Origin of the sequence: Solirubrobacter phytolaccae, assembly GCF_027587195.1 — a bacterium.
GTDB lineage: Bacteria > Actinomycetota > Thermoleophilia > Solirubrobacterales > Solirubrobacteraceae > Solirubrobacter > Solirubrobacter phytolaccae.
Map to the genome: position 1 here is coordinate 1 of NZ_JAPDDP010000053.1, position 17,413 is coordinate 17,413.

Annotated in this window: 19 protein-coding genes and 1 pseudogene; 6 read left to right on the forward strand and 14 right to left on the reverse strand. The window is 73.0% G+C overall.

What is annotated here, in order from left to right:
* From OJ997_RS23985 to OJ997_RS24005, 5 genes and pseudogenes are all read right to left on the reverse strand, one after another.
* A pseudogene (locus OJ997_RS23985) lies at window positions 1–243 on the reverse strand (hypothetical protein); the annotation flags it as partial.
* Between the two features lie 11 nt (window positions 244–254).
* Window positions 255–734, reverse strand: a complete 480-nt coding sequence (locus OJ997_RS23990) for a DUF5666 domain-containing protein (protein WP_270027788.1) — start codon at window positions 732–734, stop codon at window positions 255–257.
* Window positions 735–742: 8 nt separating this feature from the next.
* Window positions 743–1,924, reverse strand: a complete 1,182-nt coding sequence (locus tag OJ997_RS23995) for an ABC transporter permease (RefSeq protein ID WP_270027789.1) — start codon at window positions 1,922–1,924, stop codon at window positions 743–745.
* Entirely contained in the window at window positions 1,921–2,628 is a 708-nt protein-coding gene (locus OJ997_RS24000) for an ABC transporter ATP-binding protein (protein ID WP_270027790.1), read from the reverse strand. The genes OJ997_RS23995 and OJ997_RS24000 overlap by 4 nt, the downstream gene beginning before the upstream one ends.
* Window positions 2,625–4,175: an efflux RND transporter periplasmic adaptor subunit gene (locus OJ997_RS24005; RefSeq protein ID WP_270027791.1), complete on the reverse strand. Its 1,551-nt coding sequence runs from the start codon at window positions 4,173–4,175 to the stop codon at window positions 2,625–2,627. The genes OJ997_RS24000 and OJ997_RS24005 overlap by 4 nt, the downstream gene beginning before the upstream one ends.
* A gap of 114 nt (window positions 4,176–4,289) precedes the next feature.
* On the opposite strand from OJ997_RS24005, the gene OJ997_RS24010 reads away from it, so the two are divergent.
* Both OJ997_RS24010 and OJ997_RS24015 read left to right on the forward strand, forming a co-directional pair.
* Complete coding sequence (locus OJ997_RS24010; protein WP_270027792.1) at window positions 4,290–5,651, forward strand: Kelch repeat-containing protein; 1,362 nt, start codon at window positions 4,290–4,292, stop codon at window positions 5,649–5,651.
* A 26-nt stretch (window positions 5,652–5,677) separates the two neighbouring features.
* Window positions 5,678–6,049 carry a VOC family protein gene (locus OJ997_RS24015; protein WP_270027793.1) on the forward strand — a complete coding sequence of 124 codons (372 nt, stop codon included), beginning with the start codon at window positions 5,678–5,680 and terminating at the stop codon, window positions 6,047–6,049.
* An 18-nt stretch (window positions 6,050–6,067) separates the two neighbouring features.
* On the opposite strand, the gene OJ997_RS24020 is transcribed toward OJ997_RS24015, so the two are convergent.
* The 5 genes from OJ997_RS24020 to OJ997_RS24040 all read right to left on the reverse strand — a co-directional run bounded on the left by OJ997_RS24020 (window position 6,068) and on the right by OJ997_RS24040 (window position 12,370).
* Window positions 6,068–8,860, reverse strand: a complete 2,793-nt coding sequence (locus OJ997_RS24020) for an amidase (protein ID WP_270027794.1) — start codon at window positions 8,858–8,860, stop codon at window positions 6,068–6,070.
* Between the two features lie 90 nt (window positions 8,861–8,950).
* Entirely contained in the window at window positions 8,951–10,450 is a 1,500-nt protein-coding gene (locus OJ997_RS24025) for a hypothetical protein (protein WP_270027795.1), read from the reverse strand.
* Between the two features lie 69 nt (window positions 10,451–10,519).
* The gene (locus OJ997_RS24030; protein ID WP_270027796.1) at window positions 10,520–11,083 is read right to left on the reverse strand and encodes a TetR/AcrR family transcriptional regulator; all 564 of its coding nucleotides are present in this window, start codon (window positions 11,081–11,083) and stop codon (window positions 10,520–10,522) included.
* 17 nt (window positions 11,084–11,100) lie between these two features.
* Complete coding sequence (locus OJ997_RS24035; RefSeq protein WP_270027797.1) at window positions 11,101–11,628, reverse strand: YceI family protein; 528 nt, start codon at window positions 11,626–11,628, stop codon at window positions 11,101–11,103.
* 46 nt (window positions 11,629–11,674) lie between these two features.
* Window positions 11,675–12,370, reverse strand: coding sequence for an alpha/beta fold hydrolase (locus OJ997_RS24040; RefSeq protein WP_270027798.1), 696 nt, complete (start codon window positions 12,368–12,370; stop codon window positions 11,675–11,677).
* Between the two features lie 47 nt (window positions 12,371–12,417).
* Between OJ997_RS24040 and OJ997_RS24045 the strand changes: the two genes are divergently transcribed.
* A complete protein-coding gene (locus OJ997_RS24045; protein ID WP_270027799.1) occupies window positions 12,418–12,960 on the forward strand; it encodes a hypothetical protein in 543 nt (180 codons plus the stop codon).
* On the opposite strand, the gene OJ997_RS24050 is transcribed toward OJ997_RS24045, so the two are convergent.
* The gene (locus OJ997_RS24050) at window positions 12,953–13,789 is read right to left on the reverse strand and encodes a LysR family transcriptional regulator (RefSeq protein WP_270027800.1); all 837 of its coding nucleotides are present in this window, start codon (window positions 13,787–13,789) and stop codon (window positions 12,953–12,955) included. The two genes, OJ997_RS24045 and OJ997_RS24050, sit on opposite strands and share 8 nt — an antisense overlap.
* 82 nt (window positions 13,790–13,871) lie before the next feature.
* Here OJ997_RS24050 and OJ997_RS24055 point away from each other — a divergent pair, with 82 nt between their 5' ends.
* Both OJ997_RS24055 and OJ997_RS24060 read left to right on the forward strand, forming a co-directional pair.
* Complete coding sequence (locus OJ997_RS24055; RefSeq protein ID WP_270027801.1) at window positions 13,872–14,588, forward strand: SDR family oxidoreductase; 717 nt, start codon at window positions 13,872–13,874, stop codon at window positions 14,586–14,588.
* 19 nt (window positions 14,589–14,607) lie between these two features.
* Window positions 14,608–15,393, forward strand: coding sequence for a M15 family metallopeptidase (locus tag OJ997_RS24060; RefSeq protein WP_270027802.1), 786 nt, complete (start codon window positions 14,608–14,610; stop codon window positions 15,391–15,393).
* On the opposite strand, the gene OJ997_RS24065 is transcribed toward OJ997_RS24060, so the two are convergent.
* The 3 genes from OJ997_RS24065 to OJ997_RS24075 are packed head-to-tail and all read right to left on the reverse strand — an operon-like array spanning window position 15,383 to window position 16,604.
* Window positions 15,383–15,733: a hypothetical protein gene (locus OJ997_RS24065; protein WP_372517928.1), complete on the reverse strand. Its 351-nt coding sequence runs from the start codon at window positions 15,731–15,733 to the stop codon at window positions 15,383–15,385. The genes OJ997_RS24060 and OJ997_RS24065 overlap by 11 nt on opposite strands.
* A gap of 3 nt (window positions 15,734–15,736) precedes the next feature.
* Window positions 15,737–16,051 (reverse strand): hypothetical protein, encoded by a 315-nt coding sequence (locus OJ997_RS24070; protein ID WP_270027804.1) that lies wholly within the window; start codon window positions 16,049–16,051, stop codon window positions 15,737–15,739.
* Between the two features lie 10 nt (window positions 16,052–16,061).
* Window positions 16,062–16,604: a carboxymuconolactone decarboxylase family protein gene (locus OJ997_RS24075; RefSeq protein ID WP_270027805.1), complete on the reverse strand. Its 543-nt coding sequence runs from the start codon at window positions 16,602–16,604 to the stop codon at window positions 16,062–16,064.
* A 51-nt stretch (window positions 16,605–16,655) separates the two neighbouring features.
* Between OJ997_RS24075 and OJ997_RS24080 the strand changes: the two genes are divergently transcribed.
* Window positions 16,656–17,390, forward strand: coding sequence for an MmyB family transcriptional regulator (locus OJ997_RS24080; protein WP_270027806.1), 735 nt, complete (start codon window positions 16,656–16,658; stop codon window positions 17,388–17,390).
* Window positions 17,391–17,413: the final 23 nt, after the last annotated feature.

Below are 17,413 nucleotides of genomic sequence, written 5' to 3' on the forward strand. Positions count from 1 at the left end.
CGCGCCGCCCTCGGGCGGGCCGCCGGCACCGGTCGCGTCGGCGCCCGGCGTCGGCACCTCGGGCACGTCACCGCACGGCAGGTCGCCGGCCTGCGCCTGCGCGACCGCCTCGCTGAGCGTCTCCGGCCCGCCGCCGCCCGCGAGCGCCCGGCCCGCGAAGAACGCGATCGCCGCGACCACGATCGCCACCACCGCGACGATCGCGATCCAGCTGATGCCGCCTTCCTGCACTTCCTCTTCCATCTCGTGTCCTTTCATCGACCCGCATTGCTCGCCGTCGCGACGACCGAGGTCGCGACGACCGTCCCGCTGCTCGCGGTGCGACCCGTGACGACGACCGTGTCGCCCGGGTGGATCTCCTCGGCGTCGGCCACCGCGTTGCGCGAGACCTTCGCCTTCTCGTCCGCGCGCACGCGGATCGTGTTGCCGCTCGCGTCCTGCACGTAGAACGTCGTCCCGTCCACGCTCGCGACCTCGCCGGTCGTCGCGTCGGACTGGGTCTGGCCGCCCTGGCCGCCGCCGGCCGCGCCGCCGAAGCCGCCGGCACCGGGGAACGCGCCCATCCGGCCCGCGCCCGGCGCCGCCGAGTCGCCCTGGGCCTTCTGCACGTGCACCCCGCCCAGGAAGCCCAGCGCGCCGATCGCCACGGCGGCACAGGCGGCGCCCGCGCCGGTCACGAGCCGCCCGCGCGTGCGCACCGGCAGCGGCTCTGAGAGCAAGTCTTCGTCGGTCATGTCACTCCTTACTCGAACCGCAGTGCTTCGATCGGGCGCATGCGAGCCGCGCGCCCTGCGGGATAGGTGCCGAAGAACAGGCCGGAGAGCACGGACGCGCCGAACGCGAGCGCGACGCTGTACGCGGCGATCGCCGGCTCTACGCCCGCGATCTCGAACTGGCTGCCGACGATGCCGACGACCACGCCCGTGACGCCGCCGAACGCGCTGATCACGACCGCCTCGGTGAGGAACTGGGCGAGGATGTCCGCGCGCCGCGCGCCGATCGCCTTGCGGATGCCGATCTCGCGCGTGCGCTCGGTGACCGAGACGAGCATGATGTTCATCACGCCGATCCCGCCGACGAGCATCGAGATCGCGGCGACGGCACCGAGGAGCGTCGTGAAGACGTCGGTGGACGCGGTGGCGACCTCGCGGATCGAGCTCTGGTTGATGACCTGGAAGCTGTCCGCGCTCTGCTTGCGCGTCGTCAGGATCGAGGTCACCTCGGCCTGGGCGGCGTCGAGCACGTCGCCGGACCGCGCCTCGACCGTGATCGAGCTCAAGCCGGACGCGTAGCCGGTGATCGCGTCCTGGACGGCGGTCACCGGCGCGAGCGCGACGTCGTCCTGGTCCTGCGTTCCGTTCGAGCCCTTGGACGCCGTCACTCCCACGACCTGGAAGCTCGTGCCGTTGATGCGCACGCTCTCCCCCACCGGGTCGGCGCCGGAGAACAGGCTCTGCACGACCGTCGGCCCGAGGACGACCACGCGCCGGTGGCGGGACACGTCCTCGGCGGTGAACATCGCGCCGCTCTGCAGCTCGTACGAGCGCGTCTGCGCGTAGGCCGGGACGGTGCCGACGACCGAGCTCGGCTCGTAGCTCTCCTGGCCCGCGAGGAACGTGGTGCCGGTGGCGTTGACGACCGGCGAGACGCGCTTGACGTCCGGCGCGTTGAACTCGTCGGCGAGCGCGTCGGCGTCGCGCTGGGTGAAGGTGACGTCGCCGCCGAACGCGCGCTGCACGAGCAGGACGTTCGAGCCGAGCGAGTTGATCGACGCCTGGACCTCGTTGCGCGAGCCGTTGCCGACCGCGACGAGGATGATCACGGCGCTGACGCCGATCGTCATGCCGAGGATCGTCAGGCCGGAGCGCAGCTTGTTCGCCGCGACGCCGCCGAGCGCGATCCGGAAGATCTCGCGCGCGCTCACGCCGCGAACGCCTGCTGTGCGGTGTCGGAGAGGACGAGCCCGTCGGCGAGCCGGATCGTGCGCTGCGCCCGCGCGGCGACGTCCTCCTCGTGCGTGATCAGCACGATCGTCCGGCCGGCGTTGTGCAGGCGCTCGAACACGTCGAGGACCTCGGCCGTCGAGTGCGAGTCGAGGTTGCCGGTCGGCTCGTCGGCGAGGATCAGCGGCGGGTTGGTGACGAGCGCGCGCGCCACCGCGACGCGCTGCTGCTGGCCGCCGGAGAGCTCGGACGGCTGATGGTGCAGTCGCTCGCCCATGCCGACGGTGCGCAGTGCGGCCGCGGCTCGCGCACGACGGGTCGCGCGCGGCACGCCCGCGTAGGTCAGCGGCAGCTCGACGTTGGCCAGCGCGGTCGTGCGCGGCACGAGGTTGAAGGCCTGGAAGACGAAGCCGATCTTGCGGTTGCGCAGGTCGGCGAGGTCGTCCTCGGGGATGTCGCGCACGTCGACGCCGTCCAGCTCGTACCGGCCCGCGGTGGGCGAGTCCAGGCAGCCGAGGATGTGCATGAGCGTCGACTTGCCGGAGCCCGAGCTGCCCATCACGGCCACGTAGTCGCCCTGGTCGATCCGCAGCGAGACGCCGCGCAGCGCGTGGACGACGACCTCCTCCGTCACCCGGTACTCGCGCGTGACGTCGCGCAGATGGATGACCGGACGCTCGCTCACGGCCCGCCCCGCGCGCCGCCGAACCCGCCGGCCGGAGGTGTGAAGCCACCGCCGCCGCCTGCGCCACCGAAGCCGCCTCGCGCACCACCCGCGCCGCCGCCGAGGCCGCCCGCGCCCCCGAGACCCTGACGCTGCTGCCCGGTGCCCTGCGCGTTGGTCACGGCGCCCTGGATCGCGCTCGTGGAGGTGATCACGACCTTCTCGCCGGCCTCGAGGCCGCTCACGACCTCGGTCATGCTCTCCCCCACGACGCCCGTCTGGACGCGGCGCGTCTCGCGCCGGCCATTGCTGTCGACGGTGACGGAGGAGCCGCGCAGCGCCTGGCTCGGCACCGCGATGCCGGTCGCGCGGTCGACGACGATGTCCGCCGTCGCGCTCATCCCGGCGCGGATGCCGTCCGCGGACTGGTCGAGCGTGACCACGACCGGGTAGCTCACCGAGCCGCTGTCGCTCGAGCTCGAGAGCACGCCGACGCTCGTGACCTTGCCCGCGACCTGCTCGTCGGACGCCGCGTTGACGGCGACCGTGACGGACTGGCCGACCTCGACCTTGCCGATGTCGGCCTCGCTGAGTCCGACCTCCATCTTCAGGCGCGAGAGCGCGGCGAGGGTGATGAAGCTCGTCGCGGTGGAGCTGGTGTCGCTGCCGCCGCCCGCAGCGGCGCCGGTGCTGCCGGAGCCCGCGGTGTCGCCGACCGCGCCGGTGAGCGAGGCCACGGTGCCGGCCATCGGCGCGCGCAGGCGCGTGGCCTCCAGCCCGTCCTCGGCCTCGTCGAGCGCGAGCTCCGCGCTGGCGACCGCGGCCTGGGCGGACTCGACGCTCTGGGCGGAGCCCCCGCCCTGGGTGGAGCCCCCGCCCTGGGTGGCACCGCCCGAGCCGCCACCGCCGGTCTGGGGGGTAGCGGTGGCGGCCGGGGTGCGCGTGGCCTCCGGGGTGCCGGTGGCCGACGGGGTGGCGCTCGCGGACGGCGCGGGCGCGGCGGACGGAGCCGGCGCCGCGGAGGGCGCGGGCGTGGCCTGGGCGACGACCGCGATCGCCGTACCGTCGTCCTCGACGGAGGTAGTCGACGCGGTCGTGGTCGTGGACTCGGCTTCGAGCGCGTCGCTGAGCGCGTCCTGCGCGTCGACGAGGTCGGCCTGCGCCTTCGCGAGCGCGACCCGCGCGCTGCGGTCGTCGACGCGGGCGAGCAGCTCGCCCTTGCTGACGTGCGCCCCCTCGGAGGTATAGATCTTCGTGATCCGGCCGCTCGTGGCGAAGTCGAGCTCGGCCTGGCGGGCCGGCTCGAGGTTGCCGCTGCCGGACACCACGGTCTCGATCACGCCGCGCGCGACCGTGACGGTCCGCTCGGACACCTGCACGCCGGCGCTCTCGCTGCCGATACTCAGCACCGCCGCGACCACCGCCGCCGCGGCCAGCACGGCCAAAATCCCGGTGAGCGCGCCTGGCCGGCGCTTGCCGGAACGACGCCGACGGCGACGCGGCAGCGCCACCTTCGGCCCACGGACCTTCATCGCCGCTCGCGGGCGTTGCTTCGACCTCGTCGCCATGACCGCGAAAACGGTCGCGGGGCAAGCGAAGAGGAGATGAAGAGTTCCCTACGAGTTCACGCTCGACATCTGTTCGGTTGAGCTTCTCTGAGCGGTGGCTTCAATACGCCGCACATGACAGGACGGACCCTGACGCTCACGGTGCTCGCCTTCGCGGCGCTCGCCTCCCCCGCCTCGGCGAACTTCAACCAGTGGTCGCTCGCCGGGCGGATGCCCTCCACGACGACGCAACCCGCGATCGCCGTGCTGCCCGACGGGCAAGCGCTCGTGGCGGGCGGTCAGGCCCCCGGGGCGCTGATGACGGCGGCGCTGTTCGACCCGCGAGCGAACGCCTGGTCACCGGCGGCGCCGATGCGCTCCGCCCGTTCTGCGCCGACCGCGACCACGCTGCCCGGCGGCGGCGTCCTGGTCGCCGGCGGCACGACCGCCGACCTCTACGCGGGCGGCGTGTGGACCGCGGCGGGAACGCTGAACGTGATCCGCTCCCGGCACGCCGCGGTCGCGCTCGCCGACGGCCGTGTGCTCGTCGTCGGCGGTGACGGGACCAGTGCACCGGACAAGGGCGCCGAGGTCTGGACGGGCGCCGCGTGGGCGCTCACCGCGCCGGTCAACGCCGTCCGCGTCCGTCCCGCGATCGCCCGCCTGCGCGACGGCACGGTGCTCGTCGCGGGCGGCACGAGCGGCGGCGCGGCGGTCGCGAGCGCCGAGCTCTACGACCCGGCCGCGAACGCGTGGACGCCGGTGGCCGCGATGGCCGAGGCGCGCGCCGGAGCCGGCGCCGCGCTGCTGCCGGACGGGCGCGTGCTCGTCACCGGCGGCACGACCCGCACGACCGAGATCTTCGACCCGGCGACGCGCGCGTGGACGCGCGGCGCCGACCTCACCAAGGCGCGCTCGAGCTCCGTCCTCGCCGCGCTCAGCGACGGACGCGTGGCGATCGTGGGTGACCTCACCGCCGAGGTCTTCGACCCGGCGCGCGGCACGTGGGCGCTCACCGGCGAGCTCGCGCTCCCGCGCTCCGGCCACGCCGCCATCGGGCTGAGCGACAACACGCTGCTCGTCGCGGGCGGCAACAGCACGTGGGCCTGGGCCGAGCGGTTCATCCCGGCGCCGCTCACGCCGCCGGTCGACACGCCGATCCCGAACTCCCCCGGCACCGTCGACCCCCAGCCTGACCCCCGCGCGGGCAAGCCGACCGGCGCCCGCGGCACGCTGAAGTTCCTGGGCCCGCTGCCCAAGCGCGCGAGCGGCGGTCAGCTCACCGTCAAGCTGCGCTGCGCCGGCGGTCCGTGCGGCGACACGCTCGTCCTGCGCCGGTCCGGCAAGCGCCTGGCGAGCAAGGCCTTCTCGGTCCGCGAAGGCGGCACGGTGATCGTGCGGCTCAAGCTGAAGGCCAAGCTCCCCAAGCGCGCGACGGGCGTCCAGTACGCGCTCACCCGCCAGAAGCTGACGGTCGCGGGGAAGCTCAAGCGGTAGCGGTTCTGTGCGAGGCTTCGGCGAGCATGCTCCAGCACGTCACGCTTGAAGTCGCCCCCGACAAGGTCCGAGACTGCGTCGCCTTCTGGGCGCTGCTCGGCTTCGACGAGATGGACCCGCCGCCGCTGCTGCGCGACCGCTTCACGTGGGTCCAGCGCGAGGGCACGCAGATCCACTTCGTCCCGACCGACGACCCGACGCAGCCCGCCCGCGAGGGCCACGTCGCGATCGTCGCGCCCGACTACCAGGACGTGCTGCGCGCGATGGCCGAGCGCGACGTGCCGATGCGCGAGGGCACGAACGCGTGGAACGCGCCGCGGACGTTCGTGCGCGACCCCGCCGGGCACCAGGTGGAGATCATGTCCGCGCCGCCGCACCCGCCCTGGCCGGGCGAGTGACGGCGGCGCGAACACCGACTACGGGTTGGTCGTGCTGAGCGTGAACGTCAGCGTCTTGCTGTAGCTGCCGGTCCGCAGCGCGTCGGTGCGCTTGATCAGCTGCTTGAACGTGACGTCCACGTTCTCGTTGCTGGTCGGGCCGGACCACGTCGCCTTCGAGAACGCCACCTGCAGCGGCTCGGGCAGGCTGAACGCGCCGTTGGTCAGGAAGCCGGGCTCGGAGACGCTGAGCGTCGCGTCACCCGCGGTGGAGATCACGCTGGCCTTGGTGGTCGCCGTGTACTCCCGGTCGACGCCGGGCGTGAACGCGCCGAACGTCGCCGGGCCGCTCAGGCCGAGCGCGAGCGTCGCGGGCACGGTGCCGCCGATCGTGCCGGGCGTGTCCTTGGCGACCGTCAGGCGCGGCGCGGTGTCCGGCGCGAGGTGGCCCTTGCCGCCGAGCTGCTGCTCGAGCGCGTAGCCGAAGCCGAGCATCTTCGCGTCCTCGAACGCGCGGCCGACGAACTGGATCGAGATCGGGTCGCCGTGCGGGTTGGCGCCGATCGGGAGCACCAGGGTCGGCAGGCCGACGTTGGACGTGAGCACGCCGCTGTTGCGGTCGCTCGACAGCGTCTGCGCGCCGTCGTTGTCGTAGACGTCCGAGCGGAAGCCCGGGTAGACGACGGCGTCGACGTTGTTCGTGTCCATCCAGGTCTTGATCCGCGCCTTGTACTCGTCGCGGTTGAGCATGATCGCCTGGTTGTCGGCGGCCGTCAGGCGGGCGCGCGCGGCGACCGTCTGGCGGTTGTACGGGAGCACCTTCGGCGAGCTCAGGATCTCGCTCGCGGTCTTGTACGGCGGGTTCTCGTGCAGGTCGAAGTACTGCTGCCAGCCCTCCTCCGCGCGGTTGCCGGACAGGGTCGGGCCGCTCGGGCCGCTCGGCGGGTTCGTGGTCAGCTCGACCATCGTCGCGCCCGCGGCCGTGATGTCGGCGAACTTGGCCATGACCGCCTCGACCGTGCCGTCGGCCTGGCCGTAGCTGCCGGCGCTGGTGAACGAGCTCGGGATGTAGCCGATCCGCTTGCCCTTGAGCGCGTCCTTGTCGAGCGCGACCTTCCAGTCGGCGGGGCGCTTGGCGTCCGCGTCGGCGTGGACGGTGGCGATGTCGTCCGGGTCGGTGCCCGTCGTGACGTTCAGGATCCGGGCGATGTCGCTCGTGGTGCGCGCGATCGGGCCCGCGAAGTCCTGCAGCCACGTGAGCGGCATGACGCCGGCGCCGGAGGCGATGCCGTCCGTGCCGCGCAGGGTCACCAGCGAGGCGCCGGTGGACGGCGCGTACAGGGACACGCCGGTCTGCGAACCCATGCCGAAGCCGGCGAGGGACGTCGCGACGGCGACGGCGCTACCACCGCTCGACCCCAGGGAGGTCTTGGACGGCTTGAACGCGTTCCAGACCATGCCGTAGCCGGACTCGCTGTAGGAGCCGGAGTTGGCGAACTCGGACAGGTTGCCCTTGCCGAGGATGATCGCGCCCGCGTCACGCAGGCGCTTGACCTGACCGGCGTCGCGCTTGGGCTGCCAGCCCTCGAACGCGAGGCTGCCGTCCGTGGTCGGCATGTCCTTGGTGTCGTAGAGGTCCTTGATGATCACCGGCACGCCGAGCAGGTCGCTCTTGACGCCCTGCGCGCGGGCGACGTCGGCCGCCTGCGCCTGCGCCAGCGCGTCCTTGGCGACGGTGATGAAGGCGTGGAAGCCGAACTGGCCCTGGTCGTAGGCCGCGATCCGGTCCAGGTACGCGCGCGTGATCTCGACCGAGGTCGTCAGACCGCTCGCCATGTCGTTCGCGAGCTGCGTGATCGACTTGTCGACCACGTCGTAGCCGGACGCCGTCGTCTTGAGCTTCGCGTCGGGCAGCGCGGGGACGGCCGGCAGCGGCGTCGTCGCGCAGTCCTGGGCGAGCGTGAAGTTGGTGACCGTGCACAGCGCGCTCGCGCTGAGGCCGGTGAGGTCGGGCGTGCCCGACAGGGTCGCCGCCGCGGCGCCCACCGCCGACGTCTGCGCGCCGATCGTCGCGGTCGTCTCCGTGCGGCCCGCGACCACGTAGCGCAGGAGCGACTTGGTCTGGCCCGGAGCGAGCGTGATCGTGTTGCGGTAGCCGTAGAAGTTCGACTCCAGGCCGGCCGCGGGCAGCGCCGCGCCGAACGGGTCGCGCTGGAAGTTGCCCGTGCCCTGCTGGGTGCCGGTGACGACCGCGCTCGGGCCGCGCGAGCTGACGCCCGCCGCGTTCGGCGAGTTGATCGAGACCCACGTGTCCGCGTTGTCGATCGCCGCGTCACCCGAGGAGGTCGAAGCGACCTTGCTCTGGTTGTTCGTGGTGTTCAGGCCGGCGGTGCCGCCGAAGCTGACGTCGACCGTGATCGTGCGGCCCGTCGTGTTCGCGAACGTGTCCAGCCAGCGCGTCCAGTTGCCCGGCTTGGAGACCTTGATCGTGCGGCTGATGGCCACGCCGCCGAGGCCGACGGGCGTCGTCGTCGCGAACGAGTCCTCCCCGTCGAACGCGAGCCCGAAGCCGCGCATCAGCTCGCCGTTGAGCCGCCCGGTCGGATCGGTCGCGGGGACGTCGGCGACCTTGACGCGGATGCCGCCGAACCCGTAGAAGGCGTTGTCGCTGATCGCGCGGATGCTGCCGGTGTCCAGGATCGGCGGCGCCGCGTCGTGGATCTGCCAGTTCGCGCCGTTGGCCGTCGTGACCGTGTTGACCGCGCCCGCGGGCGAGGCGGCGACGAGCGCTGCCGCAGCCGCCAGCGGAAGCGCGCTGATAGAGCGTTTCAAAGAGTTCCCTCTCTTCAGTTGGACCCGCCGTCGATCCTGTACGGCGGAGGCGGTCGTCTGTATGGACCGCCGGTCGGAATCAGCCGCGTCTCATCTGGGCAGGCGGGCGGACCGCGCGCGACCCTTGCGGGCCTGGAAGAGCTTGGCTTTGACGACGTAGCGCCGGCCGGCGCGGACGGTGATCGTGCGGCGGCTTCCCTTGTCGTACACGCGCACGGAGCCACGCTTGACCTGGGTCGTGGTGCTGCCGCAGCGGTCGATCGTGCGCCACTGCGCGTTGCGGCCGACGCCGTAGCTGCCGCCGCCGGACACGCGCACGAGGCCCGTGACCGTGGCCGTGAGGCTGCGCACGACGCCCTTCGCCGGCGGGAGGCGGCGGCAGCCGACGTCGGCCGCGGGTGGTGTGACCAGCACCAGCTGGGTCGTGATGGCGCGTGCCCGGAGCGAGGCGCGGCGCAAGCGCGCCTGGCGGATCTGGAAGATCGCGGCCGACAGGCGCGACTGGCTGAGCCGGTGTAGGCGGTCGGTCGCCGCCCGGCCGTCCGCGGCGGTCTCGAGGGCGAGCGTGCCGCGGCGCGCGTCGACGATCGTCCCGATTGGCAGCGCCGCCACGCCCTTCAGCGGCACGAACCCGGAGAGCGGGCCGGCCTGCCGCAGGCCCGGCAGCTTGACGTAGACCGTGCCGGAGACGAGCCGCGCGAGGGCGCGCTCGCCGGCGATCGGCGGCACGTTGCCGAGCGGCAGGGTCTCCTGCGCGTCGGGGATCTGGTCGCCGTCGAGGTCGGGGAGCGCGCTCGGCAGGATCCCGGCGTCGACGACCGGCTTGCCCCCGGGGGTCGACGGGTCCGACGCCGGCTCGCTGACCGTCCACAGATACTCGGCGGGCGACGCGTCGATCGCCCCGTAGAGGTCGACCGCCGCCACGCGGAAGCGGTGCGGCCCTGGGGCGAGGCCGGTGTAGATGACCGGGGGCGTGCAGGGCGAGAACGCGGCGCCGTCGAGGGCACAGCGCCACTCCCTGACGTCGGGGCGGTTGGCGGCGAACGAGAACCGCGCCTCCGTCGCGTCGCTCCGGAGCCCGGGAACGAGCAGGTTCGTGTCCGGCTGCGGACGTGTGGACAGCGCGAGATCGTCGACCCCCACGTTCGCGCCCTCCGCGCGCACGTCGACGTAGGCGATCGACGCGGCACCGTCCGGCGTCGCGAGGCTCACCGGCTTCCAGCTCGACGGATCGCTCACCGTCACGGCCCCCAGCGGCAGGCCCGCCGCCGAGTAGGCCTTCGCGACGAGCTGGCTCGCGGGCAGCACGAGCGCTCGCACCATGACCTGGACCGACGCCTGCGCGGACGGGAACGACAGCCGCAGCGTCGGCCGGCAGGGCGCGAACAGGAACGTCGGCGCGCTGACGGGGACGCTGTCGTCGAACACCGGCTGCCCCGGACAGCCCGGCCCGTGGTCAGCGAGCGTCGCGCTGTACACCCCGGGCGGATCGCCGGCGTCGAACCGCACGACCGTGGGCGCCGGGGACTGCGCGGAGGCCGGCGCGGCGACCACAAGCGCGACCACCAACAGGGCCAGGGTCCACCTCATGTTTGCTAGCTGAACACACAAGGCCATCCGAGCGCAAGCGATCCCGTGCGGCGGTCAGATCCTGAACGATCAGCGCCTCCGGCGATCGAGCCCGTCGAGCAGCACATCGATGGCGCCCAGCAGCCGCCGGCGGTCGCTGCCCGCGGTGATGTCCCGGTGGGCGTCGGGGCGCAGCGGCGCGAGCAGCACGTGCGCGAGCACGTCGGCGTCGAGCGGCGGGTCGAGCTCGGCGAGGAGCATCCGCACGTGCGCGTGCCAGGCGGTGTAGACGCCCCACGTGAAGCGCTCCCCCGCCGGCACCGAGCGCTCCGCCTCCGCGATCAGCTCGCCGTACTCGCGTATGTGGTCGCTGAGCGCCGCGAAGAACGCCGACAGGCGCTCCCGCGGCGGCGCGCCGGGCCCCAGTGGCGGCGCGCCACGCACGAACGCCTCCTGGAAGGCCGACTGGTCGGCGTTCAAGAGCGCGACCGCGAGGTTCGCCCGGTCGCCGAAGCGACGGTAGAGCGTGCCCTTGCCGACGTTCGCCGCGGCCGCGATCTCGTCCATCGTCACGTGCTCGACGCCGCGCTCCGCGAACAGCCGGCCCGCGACCTGGAGGATCCTCTCGTGGTTTCTCGCTGCGTCGGCCCGCACGGGAGGGCCAGCCTAGATCAGTCCTGCTTGACCAGCTGGAGCTGCACCTCGAGCGCGACGTTCCAGCCGACCGCGTCGGCGCCGTTGGGCAGCTTCTGCTGCCAGTCGATCCCGAACTCGCGCCGGTCGATCTGCGCCTTCAGGTCGAAGGCGACGCGTTCACCGCCGCTCGGGTCCTGGCCCGTGGCGAGCTCACCGCGCGCCGTGACGGGACGCGTCTCCCCGTGCATGGTCAGCTCGCCGTCGAGCTCCAGGCCGCCGGCCTCGTCCACGCGCAGCGCGCTGGAGGTGAAGGTGACGCTCGGGTGGCTGGCGGCGTCGAAGAACTGCGACGACAGGAGCGTGGCCTTCAGGTGCGGCTCGCGGATCTGCAGCGAGTCGAGCTCGCCGCTCCCGCTCAGCACGCCGTCCTCGAGCCGGGCGTCGAACGCGCCGAACGCGCTGCGGAAGCCGGCGAGCCCGGCGGCCTTGATCGCGAAGCCCACGTTCGAGTGCACGGGGTCGCTCAGGTAGGCGCCTTCCAGATAAACGGACTGAAGTTCCATTTGATGGAAGCTAGCAGATACGGACTATGAGTCCGTTTACGTAGGCTCACAGGCTCACGATCAGGTCGCGGACGGCGGCCGGCTGGGAGAGGAACGGGTGGTGGCCGGTGTCGAGCTCGACGACGCGGCCCGCGCGGCGCGCGAACTCGCGCTGGCGGTCCGCGGGCGTGCCGCGGTCCTCGGCGCACACGAGGTACGTCGTGTCGATGTGGTGCCAGGCCGCCGTCTCCACCGGCTGCTGGAGCACCGCGACGCTCTGCCGGGCGATCTTCTCGAGCGCCTCGCGCTGCAGCTCCGGGCCGCAGTCCTGCAGGAACGTCCCGACCAGGTCGTCGGCGCGGACGGTGAACGTGCCGCCCTCGGGATCCACCTCGAGGAACGGGGCCGGCGCCTCGCCGCCGAACGTGGACAGGCTCTCCCCGACCTCGGGCAGGTAGCTGGAGATGAGCAGCAGGTGGCGCACGCTGTCGACGCCGGCCGCGGCCTCGGCGGCGATGATGCCGCCGTAGCTGTGGGCGACCACGACGGTCGGCTCGTCGCTCGCCATCAGCACCGCCCGGACCGCGGCGACGTCCGCGCTCAGCCCCGGTCCTTCCGCGCCGACCGGCTCGCCGGACTCGCCGCAGCTCGGCAGGAGCGGAGCCACGCTGGCCACATCCTGCTCGGCGAGCAGCTCCGCGGTCGGGTGCCACCACCACGACCCGTCCTTGACACACGCGCCATGCACGAAGACGACTCTCATGACAAGCGACGGTAGACGAACCGATCGTTACGTGAAAAAGTGGCGCCGTGGGGAGGCATCCGCAACCGGAGATCAAGCAGCGCCTCCTCGACGCCTGCACGGACTACGCGCTCGCGCACGGGCTGCCCGACCGGCTCGGCCCGCTGGCGACCGCCACCGGCGCCTCGAGCCGGATGCTGATCTACCACTTCGACACGCGCGACAACCTGCTCCGCGAGATCCTCGGACAGGCACGGCAGCGCCAGCTCGACGCGTTCACGGACCTGCTGCGCGTGCGCGCCGACGAGCCGTACACGGCGACGTTGAGCCGGGCGTGGTCCGGGATGGCCGGCCCGCTCGGGCGCCCGTATCTGCGCATGTTCGGCCGCCTCCACGACACCGCCGGCGAGCCGCTGTGGCCCGGGTTCCGCAAGGGCGCGACCACCGACTGGCTCGCGCCGCTGGAGGAGGGTCTGCGCACGCTCGGCCGGCCGGAGCTGGCCACGGTCGTGCTCGCGGTCATCCGTGGCCTGCTGATGGACCTCGACGCGACCGGCGACGCCGACCGCACCGACCGCGCGTTCGCCGACTTCCTCACCACGATCACCTGAGCGCCGCGGCCGAACGCACGAGCGCGGCGACCGCCGGAACGCGGCTGCCCGCCGGCCACGCGAGGACGGTCGTGATCTCCGGCGCGTCGACGACGGGCACCGCGACGTGCTCGGGCCACTGCCACGCGCGGCTGGAGGCGGGGATGACGAGCAACGTCCGCCCGAGCGCCACCAGCTGGGCGATCTCCGACTGGGTGCGCACCTCCGGCCCGGGCCCGTCCGGGTAGGAGCCGTCGAGCCGCGGCCAGCGCGCGATCGGCAAGTCCGCGACGGCGCCCGCTTCCGCCAACGTGAGCCGTTCGCGCGCCGCGAGCGGGTGCTGCGCCGGCACGATCGCGACCTGGGGCTCCGTGAGCAGGTCCTCGGTGTCGAAGCCGGCCAGGTCGTCGACCGGCCGATGCATGACGGCCACGTCGGCGCGCCCGTCGCGCAGGAACCGCGCCTGCTCTCCGACTTCGCACAGCAGCACCTCGATCGGCGCCGTCGACGCGTCGAGCAGCCGCTGCAGCAGCGCGTGGGACGCCCCGGCCTTGGTCACGAGCACGAGCGGCCGCTCCGGGTCGGCCGCGCGCTGCGTCCGCCGCGCCGCGGCCGCGATCGCGTCGAGCGCCGGCCGGGCCTCACGCAGCAGCACGCGGCCGGCGTCGGTGAGCGCGACGCCGCGCCGGTCGCGCACGAAGAGCTGGACGCCGAGCCGCTGCTCGAGCTGGCGGATCGCGCGCGAGAGCGGCGGCTGCGCGATCCCGAGCGCGGTGGCGGCGCGCCCGAAGTGGAGCGCCTCGGCGACCGCGACGAAGTACCGCAGCTCACGGGTCTCGAGGTCGTGCACGGACCGAGCCTAGCGCCTGATACCCACCGGGTATCAGGGCGTACCGAGATGGTCTTGGAAACCCGCGCCCGACCCGCCCAGCATGACGTTCGTGAACGAGAAGAAGACCGCGCTGGTCACCGGCGCGAACAAGGGCATCGGCTTCGCCATCGCGCAGGGCCTCGGAGCGATCGGCTTCACGGTCGCGGTCGGCGCGCGCGACGACGCCCGCCGCGCGGCGGCCGTCGAGCGACTGCAGGCCGCGGGCGTCGACGCGTTCGGCGTCGCGCTCGACGTCACCGACGACGACAGCGTCAGCGCGGCTGCCGAGCAGTTGACCGGAGGCCTCGACGTGCTCGTCAACAACGCCGGGATCTCCGGCCGCTTCGACGACGGCGCGCAGGACCCGACGACGCTCGACCTCGACGTCCTCCGCACCGTGCTGGACACGAACGTGTTCGGCGTCGTCCGCGTGACGAACGCGATGCTCCCGCTGCTGCAGCGCGCGAACGCGCCGCGGATCGTCAACGTCTCCAGCAACATGGGCTCGCTGACGCTGCAGACCGGCCCGATCATGGCCGCCTATGCCCCGTCGAAGTCGATGCTCAACAGCCTCACGGCGCAGTACGCCCGCCGGCTCGCCGAGACCGCCGTGATCGTCAACGCCTGCTGCCCGGGCTACGTCGCGACCGACTTCACCGGCTTCAACGCCCCAAGGACCGCCGAGCAGGGCGCCGCGATCGCGATCCGGCTCGCCACGCTGCCGGACGACGGCCCGCGCGGCGGCTTCTTCGACGACGCGGGCGTCGTCCCCTGGTGATCGCGGGTATGAGCGGCCCATGACCCGCCGCCTCCTGCTCGCCGCCGCCGTGGCGCTCCTCGTGGTCGCGGCCCCCGCGGCGGGCCAGACGCCGACCCCCACCGCCCCGGCCGGCGCGTTCGTCGACCTGCACGACGTCGCGCCGACCATCGTCGTCGAGATGCGCTACCGGACGACGCACAACTTCCTCGGTCGCCGCGTGCCCGGCTACCGCGAGAACACCTGCATCCTCACCCGCCAGGCCGCTGAGGCGCTCGCGCGGGTGCAGGAGCGGGTCAGCAAGTCCCGCCTGACGCTGAAGGTCTACGACTGCTACCGCCCGCAGCGCTCCGTCGACGCGTTCGTCGCCTGGGCCAAGGACCTCGACGACACGCGCATGAAGGCCGAGTTCTACCCGCGCGTGCGCAAGAACCGGCTCTTCAAGGACGGCTACATCGCCGCGCAGTCCGGCCACAGCCGCGGCAGCACCGTCGACCTGACCCTCGTCCGCACGCCGCCGCGCAAGCAGGAGCAGTACACCCGCGGCGAGCGGCTGCGCGACTGCACCGCCAAGGCCGGCGTCCGGTTCGGCGACAACTCGCTGGACATGGGCACGGGCTACGACTGCTTCGATCCGCTCTCGCACACCTACAACGCGCGCGTCGGGGACGAGCAGCACCAGAACCGACTCCTGCTCCGCGAGCCGATGTACGACGCCGGCTTCAAGGGCCTCAAGGAGGAGTGGTGGCACTTCACGCTGCGTGACGAGCCGTTCCCGGAGACGTTCTTCGACTTCCCCGTGGAGCGGGCCGCGCTCAGCCGCTGACTTCGTCCAGGTGCTGCAGGAGGTCGTGCGCGGCGAGCTCGACCGCCTTGTGGCGCCACTCCGCGGCCCGGTACACGCAGGCGATCAGGCCGGAGCGGTGGATGCGCCGGAAGTCGCCGTAGACGAACGCGAAGCGGGCCTTGGTCTCGTCGTTCGCGCCTTCGGTGAGCCCGAGGTGCCAGGCCGCGTACTCGTCCCAGGAGTGGCGCTCGAGGTAGGCGTTCTGCGCCTCCGCGTTGGGCTGGACGTCGCCCCACTCGGAATCCAGCACGTACTGGCGGGCGTCGATCAGCTCGCGTGCTCGCGCCACGCCCGCCTCATTCAAGGCATAGGACGCCACGGCTCAGGCCGCCTTGCAGCCCCGCAGCTCGAGGCCCGAGCTCGGGTGGTGGACCGTGCACGTGTAGGTCTTGCCGAGCTCGAACTTGCCCTCGCGCGCCTGGTAGGTGAGCCCGCTCTTCGCGACCACCCAGCGCGTGGTGAGGGTCTCCGGGCGCTGCTCCTGCTCCGGCAGCGGGTGCGCGCCCGAGGAGTCGGTGTTGTACGTGTCGGTGACGGTGAGCGTCAGCGACTCGGGGCGCAGCAGCAGGAGGTACCCCGCCACGAGCAGAGCCGTCAGAACGGCGGCGACGGTGACGAGCTGCAGGCGGCGGGACACCTCCTTGACGCTACACGAGTGCGCGGAAGGCGTCGTCGACCGGGGCGCCGGAGACGTCGGCCGCGAAGTTGGCGAGCGTCGTGTAGGCGATCTGGGTGAGCACCTCGAGCGTCTCCTCGGCGTCGAACGCCGCGGCGACGTGGCCGCGCTCGGCCAGGACGTCCTCGGTGAACGCGCGCAGGCGCTCCAGGCGCTCGTCTTCCAGCGACGCGCCGTCGCGCACCGCGGCGAGCAGACCCTCCGACGCTCCCGCCGCCGCGGCGAACCGCGAGTGGGCGGCGAGCGAGTACGCGCAGTCGTTGACCCGGCTCACGGTGAGGCCGACGACCTCGCGCTCCAACGCCGTGAGCCGGCTGCCGCGCAGCGCGCTCTGCATCCCCACGAAGCCATTGAGTGCGACCGGGGAGCCGGCGATGACCCCGGCGAGGTTCGGGATGAAGCCGACGTTGCGCTCCAGGGCGGCGAGCGCGTCGCGGGAGCCGGCGGGGGCGGACGTGGCGGTGTGGACGGTGAACATGCCCGGCAGCGTCCGCCGCGCGCGGTCGCGGCTCAATTCCCCGCGAGGGAATCGAATCGCGCCCTCCGCCCGCGTACAGTCCGGGCCATGGCCAGCCCCGTCGGCACGCTGATGCGCCACTGGCGGCGCGAGCGCCGGATGAGCCAGCTCGTGCTCGCCACGGAGATGGGCACGACGCAGCGGCACGTGAGCTTCGTGGAGAGCGGTCGCGCGGAGCCGTCGCGCGAGCTGGTGCTGCGCGTCGCCCGCGCGCTCGACGTGCCGCTCCGCGAGCGCAACCAGCTGCTGCTCGCCGCCGGCTACGCGCCGCAGTACCGCGAGACCGGTCTGGACGCGCCCGCGCTGAGCCAGGTCCAGCGCGCGCTGGACCGGATGCTCGCCCAGCAGGAGCCGTACCCGGCGGTCGTCATGGACCACCACTGGGACATCCAGCAGGCGAACGCCGCGGCGACGGCGCTGTTCACCTGCCTGCTCGACGGCCCGCCACCGGAGCCGGCGAACGTGATCCGGCTCATGTTCGGGCCGCTCCGCCCGCACGTCGCGAACTTCGACGCGACCGGCGACGCGCTGCTCGCCCGCGTGTACCGGGAAGCCGTCGGCGGCGTTCCGGACCCCAGGACCCAGGCGCTGCTCGAGGAGATCCGGCCGGATGCCCCGCCCGACTTCGCCCGTCCCGCCTCGCCCGTCGTCCCCGTCCACTTCGTCAAGGACGACCTCGACGTGCGCTATTTCAGCCTCGTCACCACGGTCGGCACGCCGCAGGACGTCACGCTGCAGGAGATCCGCGTCGAGCTGTTCTTCCCGGCCGACAGAGTGTCCTGAATCAGAAGTTCGCGGGCGCCTAC

Coding starts and splice junctions, on each gene's coding strand:
- OJ997_RS24025 (WP_270027795.1), bottom strand. CDS start 10,450: ATGAGGTGGACCCTGGCCCTGTTGGTGGTCGCGCTTGTGGTCGCCGCG.
- OJ997_RS24055 (WP_270027801.1), top strand. CDS start 13,872: ATGACGTTCGTGAACGAGAAGAAGACCGCGCTGGTCACCGGCGCGAAC.
- OJ997_RS24010 (WP_270027792.1), top strand. CDS start 4,290: ATGACAGGACGGACCCTGACGCTCACGGTGCTCGCCTTCGCGGCGCTC.
- OJ997_RS24005 (WP_270027791.1), bottom strand. CDS start 4,175: ATGGCGACGAGGTCGAAGCAACGCCCGCGAGCGGCGATGAAGGTCCGT.
- OJ997_RS24035 (WP_270027797.1), bottom strand. CDS start 11,628: ATGGAACTTCAGTCCGTTTATCTGGAAGGCGCCTACCTGAGCGACCCC.
- OJ997_RS23990 (WP_270027788.1), bottom strand. CDS start 734: ATGACCGACGAAGACTTGCTCTCAGAGCCGCTGCCGGTGCGCACGCGC.
- OJ997_RS24060 (WP_270027802.1), top strand. CDS start 14,608: ATGACCCGCCGCCTCCTGCTCGCCGCCGCCGTGGCGCTCCTCGTGGTC.
- OJ997_RS24080 (WP_270027806.1), top strand. CDS start 16,656: ATGGCCAGCCCCGTCGGCACGCTGATGCGCCACTGGCGGCGCGAGCGC.
- OJ997_RS24015 (WP_270027793.1), top strand. CDS start 5,678: ATGCTCCAGCACGTCACGCTTGAAGTCGCCCCCGACAAGGTCCGAGAC.
- OJ997_RS24040 (WP_270027798.1), bottom strand. CDS start 12,370: ATGAGAGTCGTCTTCGTGCATGGCGCGTGTGTCAAGGACGGGTCGTGG.